Source organism: Sphingobacterium sp. SYP-B4668, assembly GCF_027627455.1.
Lineage (GTDB): Bacteria > Bacteroidota > Bacteroidia > Sphingobacteriales > Sphingobacteriaceae > Sphingobacterium.
In genome coordinates this window covers 2422481-2443441 of the sequence record NZ_CP115483.1, presented here as the reverse complement: position 1 = coordinate 2443441, position 20961 = coordinate 2422481, and the positions used below count along the sequence as shown (strand labels likewise).

Here is a 20961-nt window from a genome sequence, read left to right as displayed (position 1 = left end):
ACAAAAATGCTGAAGAAATATCGCTATAATGAACTTACTGAGGACCAATTGGCAGAATTGGTGACTCGGAATGCTGACCCCTCGGCTGCAATACAAGACACGGTCTTGCAGATTATGTCCCAAGTGCGTGCGCATGGGGACCAATCGCTCATAGACTACGCTGCTCAATTTGACAAAGTTAGCTTAGATAAGCTCTATTTAGATGCGGATGACATCGACGAATTGGCATATACCATTAACCGTGACCAACAGCGAGCGTTGGAAATTGCTTTTCACAATATTCACAAATTTCACAGCTACCAACTGAAGCGCGAACGTGTGGTAGAGACCATGCCAGGTGTAAAGTGTTGGCGTGAACCAAGACCCATTGAAAAAGTGGGGCTATACATTCCTGGCGGATCGGCAGTACTGCCCAGCACGCTTTTGATGTTGGGTGTCCCAGCTCGAATAGCAGGTTGCAAACAAATCATTGTATGCTCACCACCACAAGCAAGTGGCAAGATTAATGGATTCGTAGCCTACTGCTTAAAATTATTAAAAATAGAACGCGTGTATCTTGTCGGCGGAGCACAAGCCGTCGCGGCAATGGCCTATGGTACACAGACCATCCCTAAAGTGGATAAGATTTTTGGACCAGGAAATCAATTTGTCACCAAGGCCAAAAGTTTGGTGCAAGGCATGAGCAATGTCAGTATTGATATGCCTGCAGGACCTTCCGAAGTATTGGTTATCGCCGATGAATCGGCCAATCCTGCATATGTTGCGGCTGATTTGCTAGCGCAAGCCGAACATGGTGTGGATAGCCAAGCTGTATTAGTGGCGACTAGCGAGCAAATTATCGACGAAGTCAATAAACATTTGTTGGATCAACTCGCAGTGCTCCCGAGAAGGGAGATGGCAAAAAAAGCACTAGACTCTTCCTATGGGGTAATCGTTGACAATCTTGTTGAAGGCATGAAGTTTTCTAATAGCTATGCTCCTGAACACCTGATCATTGAATCGGACCAGTGGAAACCGCTGACTAGTCAGATTTTAAATGCCGGGTCTGTATTTTTGGGACACCTGACGCCAGAGAGTGCTGGAGACTATGCATCTGGCACCAATCACACACTACCTACTTCAGGTTATGCACGATCATATTCTGGGGTATCGGTCGATTCATTTGTCAAAAAAATCACCTTCCAACATATCTCTGAAGAAGGACTTGAACAAATAGGGTCTACAGTCGAAATTTTAGCTGAGCTCGAAGGTTTACATGCCCATAAAAATGCAGTTACGATTCGTAAAAGCAAATAATCGAGTGCAAAACCTTTTATATTCCCCTATGCCTTTACGGTTTAGGGGAATTTTTATATCATCCTATCGCCATTATTACGACTTTTCTCTCCCGACTTGCAATTATAATCTTATTTTTACCTTATGAGTATTTTAACAGACCACTTTGCCACAGTACACAACACTGCGCCATTTTCTAAAATAAAAAACGAACACTATATTCCTGCTTTCGAAGCTGCTATTGATGCCACTAGAGAAGAAATTACAGCTATTACCCAACAGGTTGAAGCCCCAACGTTTGAGAATACCATTGGAGCACTGGCCTATTCGGGAATGACACTAGATCGGATATCCAATATATTCTTCAATCTTCATTCAGCAGAGACAAGCGATGAACTTGATCAAATTGCACAACAAATCGCTCCCAAGCTGACAGAACTCAGCAATGACATCACATTGAATTTTCAGCTCTTCAAAAGAATCAAAGCAGTGTACGATAAAAAAGACAGTTTGCAACTAACTGTCGAACAGCGAACATTGTTAACGAAAAACTATAAGGACTTTGTCCGCAATGGAGCATTGCTCAATGATGAACAAAAAAACATATTGCGGGATATCGATGCTGAGCTAGCAGTTTTGAAACTTACTTTCGGTGAAAATGTCTTGGCTGAAACAAATGCATATCAGCTGCATCTAACCGATGAAAAAGATTTGTCAGGACTTCCTGATGGCGCAAAGGAAGCAGCACGTGCCCTTGCCCAAACATATGAAAGGGAAGGATGGATCTTTACATTGGACTACCCTAGCTATATCCCATTTGTAACCTATGCTGACAACAGGGACTTAAGAAAGGAGATTAGTATTGCTGCAGGTCGTAAAGCGTTTCAACAAAATGAATACAACAATGAAGGCAACATATTAAAGATTACCAAACTTCGATTCCGTCGTGCTCAATTACTGGGATATGACACCCATGCACATTTCGTCCTGGAAGAACGTATGGCGCAGACACCTGCGAAAGTAAACACCTTTTTAAATGACCTATTGGTTAAAGCGAAGCCAGCAGCAGAGCAAGAATTCAACGAGTTAACAGCATTTGCAAAAGCAAAAGACGGCATAGATAGACTCGAAAAATGGGATGGTGCATACTATGCAGAAAAACTCAAACAACAAAAGTTTCAGTTAGATGACGAGGTGCTGAAATCCTATTTCCAACTCGAACACGTACTACAGGGTGCTTTCGATGTCGCAGACAAACTCTTTGGCATTCAATTCAATGAAATCCATACGATTGATAAATATCACAAAGACGTACAAACATTTGAAGTACACGACGAGAAGGGAAATTTTGTGGCGGTATTTTATGCCGACTTTTTCCCAAGAAAGGGAAAGCGTAACGGTGCCTGGATGACATCCTTTAAGCCTCAATACAGCAAAGCAGGTCAACAAGAGCGACCTCATGTATCTATTGTATGCAATTTTACTCCACCCACCGCCACCAAGCCTTCCTTGCTTACTTTCAATGAGGTCACAACACTATTTCATGAATTTGGACATGCTTTACACGGAATGCTTGCCAATACAACCTACCCCACTCTCTCCGGGACATCCGTGTATTGGGACTTCGTAGAATTGCCCAGTCAAATCATGGAAAATTGGTGCTATGAAAAAGAAGCATTGGCATTATTTGCTAAACACTATGAGCAGGGCACCGAAATTCCGATGGAGTTGGTACAGAAAATAAAAGATAGTGCTTCATTCTTAGAAGGGATGGCAACCTTAAGACAACTTAGCTTCGGCATGCTAGATATGGGCTGGCATGGTCAAGATCCGCAAATGGTTACGGACCTTAAATCCTTCGAAAATGAGCAATTTGCAGCCACTCAACTGTATCCTGATGTAGCGGAAAACGCTATGAGTCCTGCATTCTCACACATTTTTAATGGCGGATATTCTTCTGGTTATTATAGTTACAAATGGGCTGAGGTACTCGATGCTGATGCCTTTGAGTATTTCAAGGAGAATGGTATTTTCAACAGGACAATCGCCACTAAGTTCAAGGACAATATTTTATCCAAAGGGGGTACGGAGCATCCGATGGAGCTTTACAAACGCTTCAGAGGACAGGAACCAAGTCCAGAAGCTCTACTCAAACGAGCAGGGCTGATATAAATTAAAAGGGGCGAAAGTTTATAACTTTCGCCCCTTTTAATGTGTCAACACAAAAGTGTTTATGCATCCTTATTTTCTGTTGCTGATTGAGCAGTAGCGTTGGTTGCAGGTGCTTTAGTTTCAGCTGTAGGAGCGGGTGTACTTTTAACCACCGGAGCCGCCACCTTTTTTGCAGGAGTGGTCGCTTTCGCAGCAGGAGTGGTCGCTTTCGGTGCAGGAGTGGTCGCTTTCGGTGCAGGAGTGGTCGCTTTCGGTGCAGCTGATTTAGTCACTGCAGGGGCTACTTTTTTAGCTGGTGCAGGTTTCGCAGCGGGGCTTGCGGTCTTCGCTGTTGGGGTCTTAGAAGCCACAGGCTTTACTGCAGGGCTCTTCGGAGCAACCTTAGCAGGTGCTTTCGCCGCTGGAGATTTTGCCGCTACAGTTTTTGTTGGTGCTGCGGGTTTCGCTGCGGGAGCTGTTGATTTAGCTACAGGTGCTTTTGAAGCGGGCGCCTTTATCGCGGCACTTTTAACTGGTGCTGCTGCCTTTGCTGGTGTGGCTGTCTTAACTGCAGATGCCTTAGCAGGTGTGGTTACTTTAGTTGGTGCACTAGTTGTCTTAGCAGCTGTAGTTGCTTTTGCTACAGGGGCTTTAGCAGGTACGGTTTTAGACGAAGCTACTGCTTTACTTGCAACAGGAGCTTTTGTCGCTACGGTTTTTGCTGCAGCCACATTTGATTTTGTAGCAGTAGCTGGTTTTGCCACTGGCTTAGCCTTAGTCGCATTTTTTGGTGACGACGGACTTACCTTTACTGCTGGGGCTTTGGTTGCAATCTTTTTAGGACTTACAGTTTTCTTATCTGCACTTTTATCACTAGTGACCTGCTCGACAGCAGACTCTACATTTGCTTTCAATTTACCAACCAGAGATTTTACCTCTTTCGTCAATTTTTTATAGGCTTTTTCGAGTTTAGAAGCCTTTTGTTTACTCTTAGTTTTCTTAGCTTTATCTTTAGCCTTTTTTGCATCTACCTTTTTCTTGGTAGTATCTTTTTTCTTAGTAGCAACTGCTTTTGTGTCTTCTACTTTCTTCTTTTCAGACTTTTTTGCATCTGCTTTTTTTCCTTTTACAAGTGGAGCCACTTCTTTCTCCTTCTTGTCTTTTTTTTCATTGGATGATTTTGACTTGGCCATTTTTTATCTTTTTATATATTTTTAATTATAATTTTATCAAAGCATAAACAAATCAAAACTGCATTTGTTTTATCGTAAATCGTATTTTCTAATATACGAATTAATTTCCTAAATACCACCTAATAAACCCTTTAGTCCAATACATATGATTTTTCACACGTTAGGTCGCACTAATATTCCCCTTTTACATCTCCTCCATATTTTCTATTTTGACTAAGTCCATCTATGCTTAAACGGCCACAACTTGTATATACCGTCGATTTTAACTACTTTTGTAGTGGTTACAATAACTGAATGGGGTCGACCGGAATTGACAGGATGGAGACGGTTATGTAAGCATGCAGTGCGTTGTTAGTAGAGCACTTTAATCGGAACTTTCAGAATTACAACTGGCGAAGAAAACTACGCCTTAGCTGCTTAAGTTAGACTTAACATAGCTATTTGTCCCGTTAGATCCTGTTCTTTGGTTTAACACTCGGGGCATCGAACAATAGAACTGGCCACTGTGATTTTGCTAAGCAGCGGCGAGAAACAGCAAATACGGAGAAAGGTATAGGTCCGCAACTCACCTTCCCTCTCCCGACAACCAAAGAGAAGCTAAGCATGTAGAAAGCGTATACAGTACCATGACTGGACGAGAGTTCGAATCTCTCCGGCTCCACTTAAGGAGACACTTAATAGAAGTTGTCTCCTTTTTTATTAACGCTCAACACTCACCCTCTTTTCATTTTAAACAAAAAATGAAACTGTTATTATAGACGTTCGATAGAGACCATCTTTATACTATAAATTGCTGTCGAACACCACGTTCCTATTTCCGTGCTTAACAGTACTATTTTTGCATTTGGTACCGGACTATATACCATATGACGGTCAATGAAATCGTATGTAAAATATCAGAAGCATGGAGGCTGATTTAGTAAATCACTATATCCGCTTATTTACAATAAGCATAATAGGTCTTATCAATCGATTGGACAACTACGCCCTAAAAAGAGCATGTCAGCCTTCTTAGTCTACAACCCTACTATATACATAGCTTGACGTGCGGTCGTTATCAGCTAGAAAAACGAACACCCATCCCCAGGCATTCTGCAACCTATCGACGTGTAGTTGCTTTTCTTTATTCAATGACAATTGGAACTGATCATTTGTAAACTTTCCATAAATCAGCGGAATGGGAATTATCGTTCGTTTGTGGCGAGATACAAAATAATTATTTTTAAGCGCTCCTTTCAATATGATACTTTTCTTTTCGGTATCACCTTCTAGCCAGGTGGCCTTAATCTGATTTTTAGATATTGCTTTAAGTCCTATCCTAGCACTTCGAAAATCGAGCGTATCCAATTTATCTCGTAACACCAATTGGTTCCACAACGAGGCATACATAGCGTCGCTATTCTTGCCGAAGGGATTTTCATATATCCCATCAAACGTCTTCAGATTTGAGATTTCTAGCAAGCCGTCGCGCTTGGTCTGCTGCAATGATGTACATCCAGACAACATTAAAATACCATATATACAGAATGTAACCCTTATAAAGATATTCTTTATGCGCCTATTTCGGTTACGTGTCATGTATCATTGTTTATATATACTAAATATACTGGTTATTTGATTTTACTAGCACTATCACGTCATTTGAACGTAGTAAAAGATAAAGGTGTAACGTACGTAGCCATTCGCTCTTAAATTACTGGACACACAAATATTTTCTGTGATACGACCGAAATAATGTTTGAAATCTTAATGGATCTGAAAAATATGTGACTAATGTCCCCGATTTATTTCAGGACTCCTTTATAAACCGTATTACGCAATACACCTTGATCAGTGTCTCCAGCATACTCCCAATACATTGCTCCCCGTAACCCATTCTCCAGTATATACTTGCATTTAAGAACAATAGATTCGGGAGTCTCGTAAGTCAACACGAAATCGCCTTTGTCATTCACCATGTAAGCGGCCTTTGCTTTGTCATCCCATTTTCTTTCGAATCCCTCCAATTGTAAAAGATCCTTGTAGTCAATAAAATTCTTAATTTCGGTTTTGTTTCCACGTCCGTAAAACGGAATACCCAAAACAAGCTTCTCTATGGGCATACCTGCTGCTACATGTGCATTTACAGCCTCTTCACAGGTCACATTTCCCGACATTTCCGAGCGATATAGACTCGCATGGTGATAAGGTGGCCCCCCAGAATCATAGGTCATGATATTCACGAAATCCACATAAGGAACGATATCAGCAAATGCAATGTATTTCCCATTCGCTGCTGAGGCCAATGTCAACAGTTGCTTATTTCCAATAGCACTTCTTATATCTTTCATCAACAACGTAAAATTGTGCGTATCGGCCTGGGAGGATGATATCCCCGCCGCGTTACTGGACGGATACTCCCAATCGATATCTATACCATCCAAATTAAATGCTTTCACTACTCTAGCGCAATCTTTTGAAAACTTTTCTCGTCGCGACTCGTCTGCAGCCATTTCACTAAACCTCCCGCTCCCCCAACCACCAATAGATAGCAAGACCTTGAGATCGGGATTCTTTTGCTTCAAAGCCACAATTGTCTTTAGTCTAGATTCGTTGTCAATACGAATGCCGTCAAAGCTATCATTAACGTGGCCAAAAGCATAGTTGATATGCGTGATATGGTGAGGATCGGGGACGACGCTAGTCCACGATGTTACATATGCAATCACAACCTTTTTGGGAGGCTTATCGGCGAACGTGCTAATTGGCAAAATGCTTCCTAATACCACTAAGAGGATAACAAATCCATGTACGGTATATTTGTTTAGGTGCATTGTATTTCTAGGCATATCAATCATCATTACGTGAAGGTTAGGTCAATAATTTAGCTGGTAGACTTCTTCGTCTAATGGATACAAGATACAAAAAAATCTCATTATCGCTATTAGCTATAATTTGTAGAGGAAATATGCTTGAAAGCTTCTGTAAAAAATGGAATCAGTTACATGGATGTTCCTTGATTGTCTGATGTATGGCCATTAGCGATTTTTTTTGCTCCGCCTTCCATCCACGATCATCATTTCGATAAGCATGCTTTGCCGAAGCAACCTTGGATTCTATAGCCTTCAATTTGGTTACCTTTTGAAAAAGGCATTGTTTTCGCTTAATCGCCTTGTTTACTTCTTCAATATTATCAAGCTCACGACTCAAATACTCGTCTATCTGACAAAGTTTATATTCTTCCTCCATTCGCATCAGGACAAAGACTGCAAATGGATCATATTTGCCATAGGCTTTTTGTAAATCTTTTTGGTTTTTATAATCCACTTTATTTGTTTTTAAATAATGTAATTGGGTAGCTTTTTCATCATTCTGACGTTTTTGTTCTTCATGAAATTTAAGCTTTAAAGCCGCGCAACTGCTAACCAAGACTTTCGCTTTAGCGATATTTTTTTCAATATCCATTGAGTACTCATCTGTTTCATCCAAGTGAACGGATGTACGGGTAAGTTCCTCCTTTCTGAAATTTGCAGCTAAAAAGCATTCACTTCCAGCAATTTTCTTCAGATCAACGATGGCTGATTCGGTTTTGTCTTGTTGATACCCTAATACTAAATAGGTACCTTTGGAAGTATGGATGAAGCCAATGCCATAAGCTCCCAAAAATTGGTAAGATTCGAACATATCGGGAAAGTTTTCGTCAACCAGAACGAAAATAGACATATCACCATTATCTGAAACATATTGTTGCCCTTTAAACTGAGCACCTCCGAATTCTTTTGCATGATCTTTATGGTAGAATTTCTTCCCCACATACATATTTTCAGGACTTGCCGACTCCGTATTCCCCGTGCGAACATAGTGATTAATCGTCTCGATCTTGGACCTGGGTTCTCGCTCTATATTATTATAGTAGGTATAAGTATTCCCTTTAAGCGTGTAGAGATAAGCATTGAAATCCTTACTTTGGAAATCATAGTTGCAACCTGACTGAGTAGCTTGATCAAATCCGAAGCTCAAAACGGCACCAATTTCGATATTGATAAAGAAACAGCCGGTAGTAGGTCTTCCATTGAACACACCACTAAAAACAACCTGATAATCGAAGCATAGCTTGTCGTTAGGTTGAAAAGGCTTTGCATTTTCTGGCTTTTCGAATACTTCTACTTTTTTCTCTTCTTGGGCATCTGTCGTCTGGAAAAAAATAAAAAATATTACAAGGAGTATATATTTCATAAATCATATCTTTAGTTAGTAACTGATCGCTGTCTAGCAATATGCACAACCAAGTCTTCATTGGACAACCACTATACTGCTAAGTGTAGCATGGTTGTCGCCTGTTCCAACAAACACTTCTTTTCCATTTTTCCAATATTTAGCCAAAGTGATTCCGTTCTTGACCTGAAATCCGGCCACATATACATCACCATTCAAGATGTAGATTGCTCTAGCATTTTCTTGAAAACGTCCATCCGACAGCGGTATCGCAACACCATTTTTCCAATATTTAGCCACAGACACATTTTCGCTGTTGTGTTCAAACCCTGCTACGTATACATCTTGCCCAGCGATAAAGATCGCATGAGCTTGTGCATAGCTAGACGCATCACTCAACAATATCGGTTCCGTATTTTTCCAATACTTGGCTATTGTGTTGCTTCCGACAGTGGCATATCCAGCTACATATAGGTCCTCACCTTTCACAGCTATATCCATAGCATAGTTAAAAGCACCTGGTTCACTCAATGGAACGGCGACAGTATTCTTCCAGTATTTAGCAATAGATCCTGCACTGTTATTTTCATAACCGGCCACATATACATCTGCACCCGATACTGCTATACCTCGACCGTATGTATTGTATGCTCCATTGCTCAGAGATACAGGCGTACCATTTTTCCAATATTTGGCTTCGAAGCTAGCGGCGCTTTTTTCGGCCCCTACCACGTAAACATCATCCTCGGAGACTGCGATACCGAAGGCATTTGCACTGCTAGTTGTCGGAGTAAGTAGTATCTGTTGGTTGTTCTTCCAATATAATGCAATATTAGACATTCCGTTGTACATAGTACCTGCGCTATAAACGGTGCCTTCAGATACTGCAATTGCTGAGATAGAAGTAGAAAACTCACGATCGGAAAGAAGGGTTTCTTTTCCATTTCGCCAGTACTTAGCTACTGTCTTACCTGCGATAGACTCGCCTCCCCCAACATACACAAAAAGCTCTTTATCTGACACCTCCGGCTCATTATCAGATTTTTCACCACACATACTGAACATGGTGATGCAAAGCGCGACGGTGAGTAATCTCATTGTGATATCCATTTTATATGTTTTTTTAAATTAATATGCATGATCTCCAATACGCTCTCCTTAACAAGCATTTACTGTCGTAAAAACTCGACCCTTCTATTTTGTGCGCGTCCTTCTACTGTCTGGTTGTCTGCCACAGGGTCGGATTGCCCCTTTCCTATAATCGATAGCCGTTGGTCTTCAATACCAAAGTGCGTACACAGAGCTGTCTTGACGGCAATGGCTCGTTGCTCAGATAGTCTTAGATTAGTGGCCGTATTACCCACATTGTCTGTATGGCCGACAATAAGTAGGCGCAGCTCGCTATTTTCATTTAACAGGGCTGCCAGTTCTTTGAGTACCGCTTGAGACTGCGGCTTAATTACGGCTGTACCAGTATTGAAATAAATGCCCGTGGTGCTGTACTTGCCCCCCTCAGCAAGCAAACTCCTAGCGTCCTTATCAGTCTCGGCTATGCGTAGATTACTGATATAGAAGGCATCTGTAGCCTTGGGCAATAGTTGTGCTGAACGAAAATGAAAATTGTTGCGATAGGTTGCTTTATCAAACCCTTTGGGTAGATCAACAATCTTACGACCTTGAATGTACAATCTGACTCTAGTACCGTTGATAGCAATACTGACATGGTTTTTGATGTTCACCCTTTTGTCGACTGGCCATTCCAACAATGTCTCTCTTCCAGAATACATAGTCGTGCTGTAACCAATAGCTTGTTTGACCGAGGGTGGAATTAAAAAATAGAAAATATTTTTATGCAGCAATGGCGTTCTATCTGGGGATGCCACTTCGGTAAATCCAAATGTAATCGGTGGTCTTTTACCTATCTCAGGGTAATACAAATCAAACTCGATGGTAAAATGCTGGGGGAGTAGGCTTCCTAACTCTGGAAAACTAATGCTATTGTCGGGTATTCTGAGCCATTTACCTTGCTCACTCCTTAGGGATACGACCTCACCAGCACCATTCGTACTCCATCGTGAAGGGAAATCGCCGATAGCCTCCTGTTCGAAATCGTCATAAAACAGAATCTTATCTCCTGGTACAAAGTCAAATTTCGAGTCATAGCTGAAGTCATCGGCCATAGGTGAGTCAACAGGGCCTACGCTTGTACTTCCATTCTTCTCGGGTCTAGTGGATGGCTTAGACCTAGTGGAGCTCCCTTCAATAACGTCTTCAGCTTTGTCCAAGGTCTTATCAATCGCTTTGTCGGTCTTGCGGTCAATACGTTGATTTACTTTCCGCTCTACTTTCTTACCAATTTTATCCAGCAATTGGCCCTCAGCGACTGATGATGCTACGACGAGTATCAATATGATATTAATCCACTTCTTTTTCATAACCTTAATTAGTTAGTCCATACGCGAGAGAGAAGTGAACTGCATAGATAAGCAAAGCTACCATCTCCTGTCAAAGGTAAAATTAGGTTACTTGCAAAGAATTGGATTGTAAAAAAGCCCAAACTTATCAGGAGTAATACAGAATGACAAAGCGGCTATTTATCGATAGAGGTGATATGCTCAGCGAGATTTTGGTAACTCAAATGCATTTGGGAAGGCGAATATCCAAAGAAATGCTTGAACTCGTGGATAAAATGGGACTGGTCGAAATAGCCATAGCGATCGACAATCTCCATCCAATCAGTAGTAGCACCTGCCCTTAAGAACCTATTCAATTGATTAAAACGTACAATGCGGCTATACACCTTTGGAGAGAGGCCCACCTGCTCTTTAAAATAATGTTCCATAGAACTCTTAGACATACCACAAGTACTATTCAATTCTTGAATAGACAGCTTCCCCTTGTGCAGGATAATCTCCTCACAGACCAAGCGAATGCGATTGGTATCCAGATGACGATGCCTATGAAACTGTTGCAACAGCCACTGCTCTAGGAGAGCTATCACGGCCTTGGGACTATGTGCTTGGTCTTCCATCTTGGAAAATATTTCATGAATACTACTGCCCATTAAATCGAATAGCGATGTACATTCATTTTTAAGCAAATGTTGCGGAATACCTAACAATTGATAGGCTCCATGGGGCTTGAATAGCACATAGATCATTGACGAAGAGGATGCTAAAAGATGATGGTATCGATCCAATTGGCCTGTAAAATTAAATCGGACATCATAACTCTTGTTAGTGCCGAAATTAAAAAGTTGATGGCTCTCTTTAAGAATAAATGCCATAAGACTGTATCCTACCGGAAAAAGATCTAGTTCTTGTAATCCAACATCGTTTGGATCTCCAACACATGAATAGACGAAACATTGAACGTAAGGCCTTAGCGACTCATGCGGAAGATATGATTGGGATTGCATAGCCAATTGGTTAAATATTCTATTCCTAAAATTACGAAAGAAATTTCATATGTATCAAAATTTTGATGAAGGAAGGAACTTTGGACCTATCATTGGATTGTAGAACGTCAATAGACTAATTACCATAACAAAGGCCCAGCACTGCAATAAAATGAGCTAGACCTTTGTTAATGTTAAATTATGAACTTGGAAACGAATCCATGATAAACCTTTATAGCCATATGTGTCAACCGTTACATAAAGGTGGACTACTAAAATACGAATGACGGAGGTGCGCTCTGCTCGGCAGCCCCCCATTGTTTATTGGGATATTTGTCCATCGTCAGTTCAATAGTGGCTCCTGCGGAAATATCAGCATGTGAAAACCAAGGTTTATTCCACGGCTGGCCATTGATCTTGACTGCTTGTATGTATTTATTTTGCTTAGATAGATTGATGGCCTTCACAGTAAGGACTTTGTTGTCTGGAAGTGCCATGCTGGATTCCTTGAAAAAAGGGGTACCGAAAACGTACACGGGCAGACCCGGTGTGACCGGATAAAATCCAAGCATGGAAAATACGACAAAAGCGGACATTCCGCCCCCATCCTCATCGCCTGGCATACCCATGAGGTCATTTCTAAACCATTGATGTATCAGTTGATGGATACGCTTTTGTGACTTCCAAGGTTGACCAGCATAGTTGTACAGATAAGGAATGTGTAGGCTCGGTTCATTAGCCATAGAATACTGCCCAACGTTACCTGTATGATCAGGGAGATGACTGTAGAACTCAAATTTGCTTTTGCCTAGTCCTTCTCTAAACGTCTGATCCAGATTAGCGATGAAGGACTCTCTCCCTCCCATCAATTTGACCAGGTCATCAACGTTATGTGGTACATCCCATCGGTATACCCAACCGTTGTTTTCGCCGTAATATTCTCGAGCTCCTTGTCCACCAGCGTAGCGATAGTCAAACGGCATGATGAAATTTCCATCCTTGTCTTTTGGATGGAAGAACTTGGTTTCGGCATTGAACACATTGCGATAATTGAGGGCATGCTCTGCATACCGCTGATAATCCTGTTCTTTACCCAATGCCTTTGCTAATCGCGAAAGACACCATTCATCATATGCTGTACCTAGCGTAACGGCTATAGGTTGGCGTTTTTCAAAATGATGGACTTCAGGTACGGTCTCTTCCTCACCTGGACGCAGTGCTGGTATGTAGCCGTGCTCTTTATAGAAATTGTCCAACCAGCCGGCACGTGAGGCTGACCAAGGGGCTAAGGTCTTCTCTTCGATAGCCCGCCTTCCGCTCTCATAGGCGGTCGCGACATCAAAGTCCTTAAGTCCCTTAAAATAGGCATCAGCAATGGTCGCAACTCCATGATTGGAATTCATCCGTCGAGAATCGCCAGTGATTTCGGGAAAAGTAGGAAGCCACAAGTCGTTCATTTGTTGGGCCATCCTGACAAAAGATTGAATGATATCTGCCTCTACTTTATGATCAATAAGTAGTCGCAGTGGATGTGTGGCTCTATACGTATCCCAAATCCAATCGTCCGTATAGAAGGGACGACTGTCTGTATGCACTTGACCGTCAAATGCACTGTAATAGCGTCCGTCTTCGGAAATATTGACTGGACGTTCGAAACATCGATACAACGACGTGTAAAAAACTTGTCTATCGTCCTCGGATAGTGCTTTAACATCTATTTTTCCTAAGGTACTATCCCAAAGCTTTCTTCCTCGTTCGGCAATCAAATCAAGGTTAAAATCCTCTATTTCCCTCCTTAGATTTCGTTCGGCTTGCTCCAAACTAATAAAGGAAATGCCATAACGAATCTTTAACTGCCTAGTATGGGCTTTAAATTGCATCACAACAGTAGCATCGTCAGATGCTGTCAACGTAGTATTGGGTTGGAGGTGCCCCTGCTGGGAAAGTGTCCCTGCTTGAATCGGAGCTTGATCTACTTCGGCAAATAGGAAGACAGTGGTATTATTCTCAATCTGCTGAGTTGCCAAGATGCTATTACCAACCACAGATATTGTTCCAGCACGTGTATTCAACACCAACGTCGGGCTATAGGGTTGGACAAAGGTGACTTCATAGATTGCCGACTGATGGGATGGCGCGTAGCGGACTTCCATATCCCCATTCTCCAACGTTGAAGTATATAGGTGGGGCTTTATGACCTCATTGTCGTAGTCTAGAGCGTATACCCGATCGAAGCGACCGACGCCAGTACCATCTACTACACTAAGGTTGAAAGCTGACCTCCCCCTATGACTGGTGACCATGACGGGCAAGCCATAGAGTTGATCACTGGTGTTGTCCTGTCGTTCGGGATATACCCGGAGCATGCTATTGGGTAAGTGTATAGTGGGATATGTCGGCACAAGTAAATGACTGATATTTCCCATATAGGGGTTTACGGCATCGGATGGTCCCGTCCCCTGCTTGACGGAGACGCACCCTGCGCATGAAAGCGCTAACAAATAAAGGAAAATGTTTCTAAGTATTGCTATCATAAAAATCTCTATTTTGGAAAAGCCAATCCAGACAGGCCTACCTTCGTTGACCATCATTTACATGGCACTTTGTCTTGGTCCTATCTGGATAACTTTTCACTAACTAAACATATTACCAACCTGCGAGTATCTTTGTACCTGCAATTATTGAATAACAAGTCGCAATGCAGGAGCATAATTGAATTTCGCCTCACTGGCATCAATCAATGCGCCTATACGAAAGAAAAAAGACTTTCCTTTCCCCAGCCTTGCGTTATTCGTGTCCAAATCAATTTCTAAACGGTAGATCTGGGACTCGTTTGTCTGTGCATTGATATCCAATTGGCTGCTCACCAAATTAAGAGGTTCGCCCACATTCAACTCACTATGCGCAAAAAGACCAATACGCTTGACCGGATTGGTCACGGTCTGTTGAATCTGAAAGGTTCCAACAATTTTGTTTCCTTCTTGTTTGATACTGCTGTTGCGGATGCGAATATATGGTTGCACTTTAAAATCTACTTCGGTATCACCTTTGACTTGTACCTCTTGGCTTTCGATTGGGACAAAGTTGCCTCGAACAGGTCGAATGGAGTATGTATTGGCAAACATGAGGTTGTTCCTATAGGAACCATCGTTTTTCACCACAATGTATTGTGTCTGTGGATTACTGAATCCGTGCTCTATGTATTCGATCTGCATCCCTCGAATGATATCTTGCTGGACGAGCTCATTGGTTTCCTTATCATAGATACCGCCCGAGAGGGTCGCATTAGGACTGTCGTAATTGTCAATCTCGCTCAGTTCACAAGAGGACACGCTCAATCCCAATACAGCTATTGCTACTAAATGGATGATTTTCTTCATTGTATTGAATTTTTAAGATTAATGTTGAGGATTTTGAATAACACCATTGCCAGCTACATTTGGAATATGTCTGTAATAGTCCTTTTCTGGAAAATTCAAGCTATTGGCTCCCGGAACATTCTTCCGGACATAGATATACTGTGGTTTTACACCTCTAAGATCCAACAATGGGACCAATGCCTGTTTAATCTTATCATTGAAAGTGGTATGGAATGTCCGTCTACGTATCAAGTCCCAATATCCCTTATTCTCAAATGCCAATTCCACTGTACGTTCACGTATTACATTATCCAACGTTAACGCTACCGCTACTGTATGACCAGCTCGAAACCGAATATCATTTATTGCCTTAGCAGCTAGATTGGCAGCATTGTGCTCACTGTAACCACTCTCTACCACAGCTTCGGCAAAATTGAGCAATACCTCTGCATAGCGCATGTCGATGAAATCTGTGGTAGATTGTAACCAAGTAGCATATCGATTATTTTCAGTCATAAACTTCCGCATCAAAAATCCAGTACGAGTCATATCAGCCGACCCGTCAAATCCTGAATACTGATTTGCGAACTCTTTTCCATAGGTATAATAAGTCGCACCGCCAGCTGTGACCTCACCCCTACTATCCAATAGAGATCCATCAGGACGGACAATACCACCTTGAATGACAATAGACTGATTCTTCCATGTCGAATTGGGATAGGTGATGGATGCAAAAAAACGAGCGTCCTTATTTTTGAAAATTTCATCTGGACTATCAAAATGTCTATAGGCTACAGACGCTTTATACCCTTCTGGTACAGACACGTTACCGTCCATAGTCGTGACGATTGGAGCAGCGTGGCCTGGATTATCGTAGCTTTCATAGAGATCGACTAACTCAAGGATGGGATTAGTACGCCCTCTATGCGGAAATCCTTCAGAAGTTTGATTGGGGCCATTCCAACCGTCCAAATCATGGGACAAGTTGTTGCCTACCTGAGCATAGCCTTTTATAAAAATTGTTTCAGTACTAGCCAGATTAGGGTCAACGAACATCTCTTGATAATTCTTGGTGGCTTCCGCAGGAGTTGTAGGTTGTGCTTTATATAATGAGAATTTTCCCGCATTCATAATAGCTAAGGCAGCTTCTATCGAAGCACTATAAAAACGGTTGGCGACACTCGCGTCCATACCGACCAACCCTTTGGATACTGCTTCACCTGAGAGGGGGGCTCTACCCCAATATTTGGCAACCGAAGCAGCATGTAATGCCACTCTAGATTTCAAGGCATAAGCTGCCCATTTGGTCGCCCTACGTTTATTCTCCTCCCCATTTGCATGTGATTCTGGGAGCGCAGCAATTGCTTTATCACATTCCTTCAAAATAAGATCCCAGGTTTCCAACTCGGTGCTTCTCGGCACTTTCAACATTTCAAAGTCATTGGTAAAGTCTTTATTTTCCAAAATGAGAGGTACTCCACCATACCTTTTTGCAAGCCCAAAATAGGTATACGCTCTCAAGAAAGCAGCTTCACCTTCTAAAATTTGCTTTTCGCTATCGGCGATGGTTAAACTAGGAATAGCCTGTAGAAGAATATTGATACTTCTATTCAATTTGTACCCTTTCTCCCACCAATCGTTCGCATATTCGTTCCAGTTTGGCCACTCGGAGTGGATTGCCTCCATACCGTATTGGGCCAAGGATAGAAATCCGGTATTACCACGGGCATTGAATCCCGCACGTGGGAGATATACATGGTCTTCAATAGGTGCTTGATAATACAGGTTAGCCAAGAAAGCCTTGACGCCATTGGGATCTGATAGTACGGCATCCCCAGGAATCTTATTTCGGGGGGTAACATCCAGATAATCTGAACAACCGATGCAAAACATCAAGAGTATGCTGCATAATGCTCCAAATATTTGATGATATTTCATAATTCAATAAATTTAAAAGGTAACGTTAACACCAAAATTATAGCTCTTGATTAGTGGGTAGTTGTACCCTGCTTGATAATCGCCCTCGAATCGTTCAGGGTCAAACTGCTTGATGAATGAGTCCGCAAAGGTCAACAGGTTGTGTGCATTGGCATATACACGAATGCTGTTTACAAAACGCTTTTCGGATGCTTTAAGTGGAATTCGGTAACCTACTTCTATACTTTTGAGGCGAAGATAATCGGCTTTCATTCGCCAAGCACTGCTTTCTCGATAGTTGGCACCCATATGCTCAACAAATCGATTGGCAGGCCATTCACCAGCTACCCACTCGCTATTGGAATCATATGGATCAGCCAGGTGCCACCTATCATAGAAATACTCGGGTAAATTGCCGTTGTTGAAAAACATTTGGGAAAATACTTCATTGAATCGCATGCTGTATAGGGAAGCTCCTTGAAAGACCATGTTGATATCTATATTTTTCCATTCACCATTTAATACAAAGCCATAGAACATCTTAGGGACACGATTTCTGAAGATTGGCATTAAATCTTTATCATCGATTACTCCATCACCATTGACGTCCTCGTAAGTGAAATCTCCAGGCAATACTTGGGTATTACCCCTGTCTCCACCATATACAATACCGTTGTAAATCTCTTCATAATTCTGAAATTGGCCGGTTTTGTTGAATCCCCACTCCAAATCGTTCCAACGGTCCACATATCCATTTCTCCAACGCTCATAACTGCTATTGGCTTCGGCCTTGTCTACAATCTGATGCTTGGTCCTGGCTAAATTCATATTGAAGCTCAGCCCGTACTTAAAGTCACGTAGTTGATTCTGGTGAGATATCACAAAGTCGAACCCTCTAGTCAGCTCACTCTCAAAATTTTCGACCGGCATAGACCCTCCAAATGTATTGGGTAGCCCACCGCTTCTAACAATGGGTTTTCCTGTCTTTTTACGCTGATAGTAATCTACTTCAAAACTTAGTTTACCACGGAATAAGGTAGCTTCCGCTCCTATGTCTGCGATTGTAGACTCTACCCAAGTAAAGTCGGGATTGATGACTCCAGGAGCACTCAACCCACCGGTGTAGGAGCCGTTAATAAACTCTGCACCTTCGTTCGTCTGTGGCGTAAAGCCAAGGATATGTTGAAAAGGGTCGCCCACATTCTCCCCGATACTACCATAAGAACCTCTAATTTTTAAATTATTCACGAATGGCAGATTGTTTTTGATAAAGCTTTCTTCTGAGATTCGCCACCCAGCAGATACACTTGGGAAGAATCCCCATCTTTTGCCTGGAGCGTAACGATAAGATCCGTCATATCTAAATGAGCTTCCTAAGAGATATTTACCTTTAAAATCATAATTGACACGGCCGATGTAGGACATATTGCGTTCTTCGAACTCATTTCCGTTGTTAATTTGCCTTCCAGAGGCGTAGTCAACAATATCCGTTGTAAAAAACTCATATTCCCGCCACAGATATGCATGTTTTTTGGTATATTTCTTCAACTCAAAAACCGCAGTTGCACTAATATTATGTTGTTCGGCAAATGTTCTATCATAATTCAGTTGCCCTTGAAAAACCATTCGCTCCGCGTCATCCGCATTATTGGCTATCCGAGGATTATTGTAGACTAAAGAGCTTAAATCTGGGTTGTAAATACGATAATTCTTCCAAACATTTTTATTAAACACATTGTAGCTATCATATGAAATAGTTCCCAACGCTTTCATTCCTTCAACAAAAGGAACATCATATGTAAGCGTAATCGCGGATTGGAAGTTTTTGTTCCGATCTTCGGTATATCCGGCATAGTCACGCTGGGACATCACGACTGCATTTTGCTGATTGTAGATATTGGCAGGGTAATTAGGATCGCCATTGATATAAGGAGATTCATTGGGTCTACTGATAATGGTGCCTTTATACATCCAAATGAAACCATCACCCCCTGGGAACTCACGTTTCCCCCTTCTTCCGGATACCATAACATCTGCTTTGAGTCGATCGCTCAATTTGGCAGATAAATTGCTTCGAAAGGTATATCGATCATACCCCATATCTCCACTTTTAAACAGCCCCCCTTCTTTAAAATAACCAACACTGGTGAAATAATTAATATTCTCGGTACCACCTCTAACCGAAAAATCATGTTGTTGCTGTACTGCGGTGTTTTTGAAAGTAGACGCATACCAATTGGTGCTTTCATACCCCGCAATTCCTTCCCTCCATTTATTCAACTCTTCCTTACTAATACTATGAACGCCATCACGGTAGAATATGGCATCGTTGTACATCTCCAGATACTGAGCAGCATTGGCCATTTTGGGTACATTGGTTGGTTGCTGAAACCCAACAGTACCGGTATAATTAAAAGTTGGTTTACTATTATTTCCCTTTTTGGTTGTGACCAAAATGACGCCATTGGCAGCATTTAGTCCATAGATGGCAGCTGATGCATCTTTGAGCACAGAAATGCTCTCAATATCATTGGGATTAAGCTGCTGAAATTCTACTCCACCGTCTCGGACGATACCGTCAATCACATATAAAGGCTCGCCAAAACCTCGAATATTAATCGTTGAGCTAAAGGCTCCAGGCTCTGAATTCTGTTGTCTAATCTGCAGTCCTGGAATTTTTCCTTGCAGGCTTTGTGCCAAACTGGAATGTGTAGTCGTCAAGATATCCTTGGATTGAATAGTCGATATTGCGGCGGTTACGTTGCCTCTTTTTTGGGTGCCGTATCCCACGACGACGACCTCTTCCAATCCGGTGGCATCGACCAACAGTCGTACTGTAAGATGATCACGATCTACTGTTATGTTGCGAGTTATATACCCGACATAACTAACCTGAATGACAGCACCATGATGGGTATCAATCTCGAACGATCCATCAACACCTGATCCGACCTGTCGTGTAGTACCGATAACTGAGATTGTGGCTCCAGAAATAGCTACTCCATTTTCATCGACGACATGCCCTTTCAGCCGAACCTGTTGGTTGACATCAATCGGGGTGGTCGAAAAGAGGTTGTCAGAGAATGCAAAAGTCTCATGAATAGGGGTCGCTACGCAGCCCAAAAAAAGTGCATAACGTGGGGCATACTTGACATGCCGGTACAGGATTCCTCCGATAGACCGAAATGTTGGTTTACTCTTCAAATTACTCATACTTATTTAATTTGATTTTTAATGGCCATATGGAATATCTAAACTTATTTGTGTTTGTGCAGCTTTTGCTGCATAGATATTTCATACGAATTCAGGTTTATAAAATGACAAGGTTACCTCATAGTAACCATACAATATGTCCCGGGTAAGAGACAAACGTTGGTGACTGGAAAATCAAGGAGTGGCAAAATCACGATGTGTTGAAATAGGTAATCATATTATGTTCTTTTAATTGGTATCCGCAAATCAAATCAAGGAGGCT

General features: G+C 41.9%; 13 protein-coding genes and 1 other RNA gene. 3 read left to right on the top strand and 11 right to left on the bottom strand.

The window, feature by feature from the left end:
- Positions 1 to 6: 6 nt before the first annotated feature.
- A complete protein-coding gene (gene hisD / locus OQ289_RS10300; RefSeq protein WP_270090650.1) occupies positions 7 to 1296 on the top strand; it encodes a histidinol dehydrogenase in 1290 nt (429 codons plus the stop codon).
- Positions 1297 to 1419: 123 nt separating this feature from the next.
- Entirely contained in the window at positions 1420 to 3447 is a 2028-nt protein-coding gene (locus OQ289_RS10295) for a M3 family metallopeptidase (RefSeq protein ID WP_270090649.1), read from the top strand.
- A gap of 59 nt (positions 3448 to 3506) precedes the next feature.
- Here OQ289_RS10295 and OQ289_RS10290 read toward each other — a convergent pair whose 3' ends face one another.
- Complete coding sequence (locus tag OQ289_RS10290; protein ID WP_270090647.1) at positions 3507 to 4619, bottom strand: hypothetical protein; 1113 nt, start codon at positions 4617 to 4619, stop codon at positions 3507 to 3509.
- A 296-nt stretch (positions 4620 to 4915) separates the two neighbouring features.
- Here OQ289_RS10290 and ssrA point away from each other — a divergent pair.
- Positions 4916 to 5283, top strand: a transfer-messenger RNA (tmRNA) gene (gene ssrA / locus OQ289_RS10285).
- A gap of 347 nt (positions 5284 to 5630) precedes the next feature.
- On the opposite strand, the gene OQ289_RS10280 is transcribed toward ssrA, so the two are convergent.
- The 10 genes from OQ289_RS10280 to OQ289_RS10235 form a co-directional block, all read right to left on the bottom strand.
- Positions 5631 to 6197: a hypothetical protein gene (locus OQ289_RS10280; RefSeq protein ID WP_270090646.1), complete on the bottom strand. Its 567-nt coding sequence runs from the start codon at positions 6195 to 6197 to the stop codon at positions 5631 to 5633.
- A gap of 206 nt (positions 6198 to 6403) precedes the next feature.
- Positions 6404 to 7447 (bottom strand): glycoside hydrolase family 18 protein, encoded by a 1044-nt coding sequence (locus OQ289_RS10275; protein WP_270090644.1) that lies wholly within the window; start codon positions 7445 to 7447, stop codon positions 6404 to 6406.
- A 148-nt stretch (positions 7448 to 7595) separates the two neighbouring features.
- On the bottom strand, positions 7596 to 8834 hold the full coding sequence (locus OQ289_RS10270; protein ID WP_270090643.1) for a hypothetical protein: 1239 nt from the start codon (positions 8832 to 8834) through the stop codon (positions 7596 to 7598).
- Between the two features lie 57 nt (positions 8835 to 8891).
- A complete protein-coding gene (locus OQ289_RS10265) occupies positions 8892 to 9911 on the bottom strand; it encodes a hypothetical protein (protein WP_270090642.1) in 1020 nt (339 codons plus the stop codon).
- Positions 9912 to 9982: 71 nt separating this feature from the next.
- A complete protein-coding gene (locus tag OQ289_RS10260; RefSeq protein ID WP_270090641.1) occupies positions 9983 to 11248 on the bottom strand; it encodes an OmpA family protein in 1266 nt (421 codons plus the stop codon).
- A 155-nt stretch (positions 11249 to 11403) separates the two neighbouring features.
- Entirely contained in the window at positions 11404 to 12231 is an 828-nt protein-coding gene (locus OQ289_RS10255) for a helix-turn-helix domain-containing protein (RefSeq protein ID WP_270090640.1), read from the bottom strand.
- Between the two features lie 251 nt (positions 12232 to 12482).
- Positions 12483 to 14744, bottom strand: a complete 2262-nt coding sequence (locus OQ289_RS10250) for a GH92 family glycosyl hydrolase (RefSeq protein ID WP_270090639.1) — start codon at positions 14742 to 14744, stop codon at positions 12483 to 12485.
- Between the two features lie 144 nt (positions 14745 to 14888).
- Entirely contained in the window at positions 14889 to 15590 is a 702-nt protein-coding gene (locus OQ289_RS10245; RefSeq protein ID WP_270090638.1) for a DUF3823 domain-containing protein, read from the bottom strand.
- 18 nt (positions 15591 to 15608) lie between these two features.
- On the bottom strand, positions 15609 to 17507 hold the full coding sequence (locus OQ289_RS10240) for a RagB/SusD family nutrient uptake outer membrane protein (protein WP_270090637.1): 1899 nt from the start codon (positions 17505 to 17507) through the stop codon (positions 15609 to 15611).
- A gap of 12 nt (positions 17508 to 17519) precedes the next feature.
- Positions 17520 to 20699: a SusC/RagA family TonB-linked outer membrane protein gene (locus OQ289_RS10235; RefSeq protein ID WP_270090636.1), complete on the bottom strand. Its 3180-nt coding sequence runs from the start codon at positions 20697 to 20699 to the stop codon at positions 17520 to 17522.
- Between the last annotated feature and the right edge of the window lie 262 nt (positions 20700 to 20961).

What these genes read in the sequence shown, in the direction of transcription:
- OQ289_RS10290 (WP_270090647.1), bottom strand. Translation starts at nt 4,619, where the DNA reads ATGGCCAAGTCAAAATCATCCAATGAAAAAAAAGACAAGAAGGAGAAA.
- OQ289_RS10260 (WP_270090641.1), bottom strand. Translation starts at nt 11,248, where the DNA reads ATGAAAAAGAAGTGGATTAATATCATATTGATACTCGTCGTAGCATCA.
- OQ289_RS10270 (WP_270090643.1), bottom strand. Translation starts at nt 8,834, where the DNA reads ATGAAATATATACTCCTTGTAATATTTTTTATTTTTTTCCAGACGACA.
- OQ289_RS10275 (WP_270090644.1), bottom strand. Translation starts at nt 7,447, where the DNA reads ATGCCTAGAAATACAATGCACCTAAACAAATATACCGTACATGGATTT.
- OQ289_RS10240 (WP_270090637.1), bottom strand. Translation starts at nt 17,507, where the DNA reads ATGAAATATCATCAAATATTTGGAGCATTATGCAGCATACTCTTGATG.
- OQ289_RS10245 (WP_270090638.1), bottom strand. Translation starts at nt 15,590, where the DNA reads ATGAAGAAAATCATCCATTTAGTAGCAATAGCTGTATTGGGATTGAGC.
- hisD (WP_270090650.1), top strand. Translation starts at nt 7, where the DNA reads ATGCTGAAGAAATATCGCTATAATGAACTTACTGAGGACCAATTGGCA.
- OQ289_RS10235 (WP_270090636.1), bottom strand. Translation starts at nt 20,699, where the DNA reads ATGAGTAATTTGAAGAGTAAACCAACATTTCGGTCTATCGGAGGAATC.
- OQ289_RS10255 (WP_270090640.1), bottom strand. Translation starts at nt 12,231, where the DNA reads ATGCAATCCCAATCATATCTTCCGCATGAGTCGCTAAGGCCTTACGTT.
- OQ289_RS10250 (WP_270090639.1), bottom strand. Translation starts at nt 14,744, where the DNA reads ATGATAGCAATACTTAGAAACATTTTCCTTTATTTGTTAGCGCTTTCA.
- OQ289_RS10295 (WP_270090649.1), top strand. Translation starts at nt 1,420, where the DNA reads ATGAGTATTTTAACAGACCACTTTGCCACAGTACACAACACTGCGCCA.
- OQ289_RS10280 (WP_270090646.1), bottom strand. Translation starts at nt 6,197, where the DNA reads ATGACACGTAACCGAAATAGGCGCATAAAGAATATCTTTATAAGGGTT.
- OQ289_RS10265 (WP_270090642.1), bottom strand. Translation starts at nt 9,911, where the DNA reads ATGAGATTACTCACCGTCGCGCTTTGCATCACCATGTTCAGTATGTGT.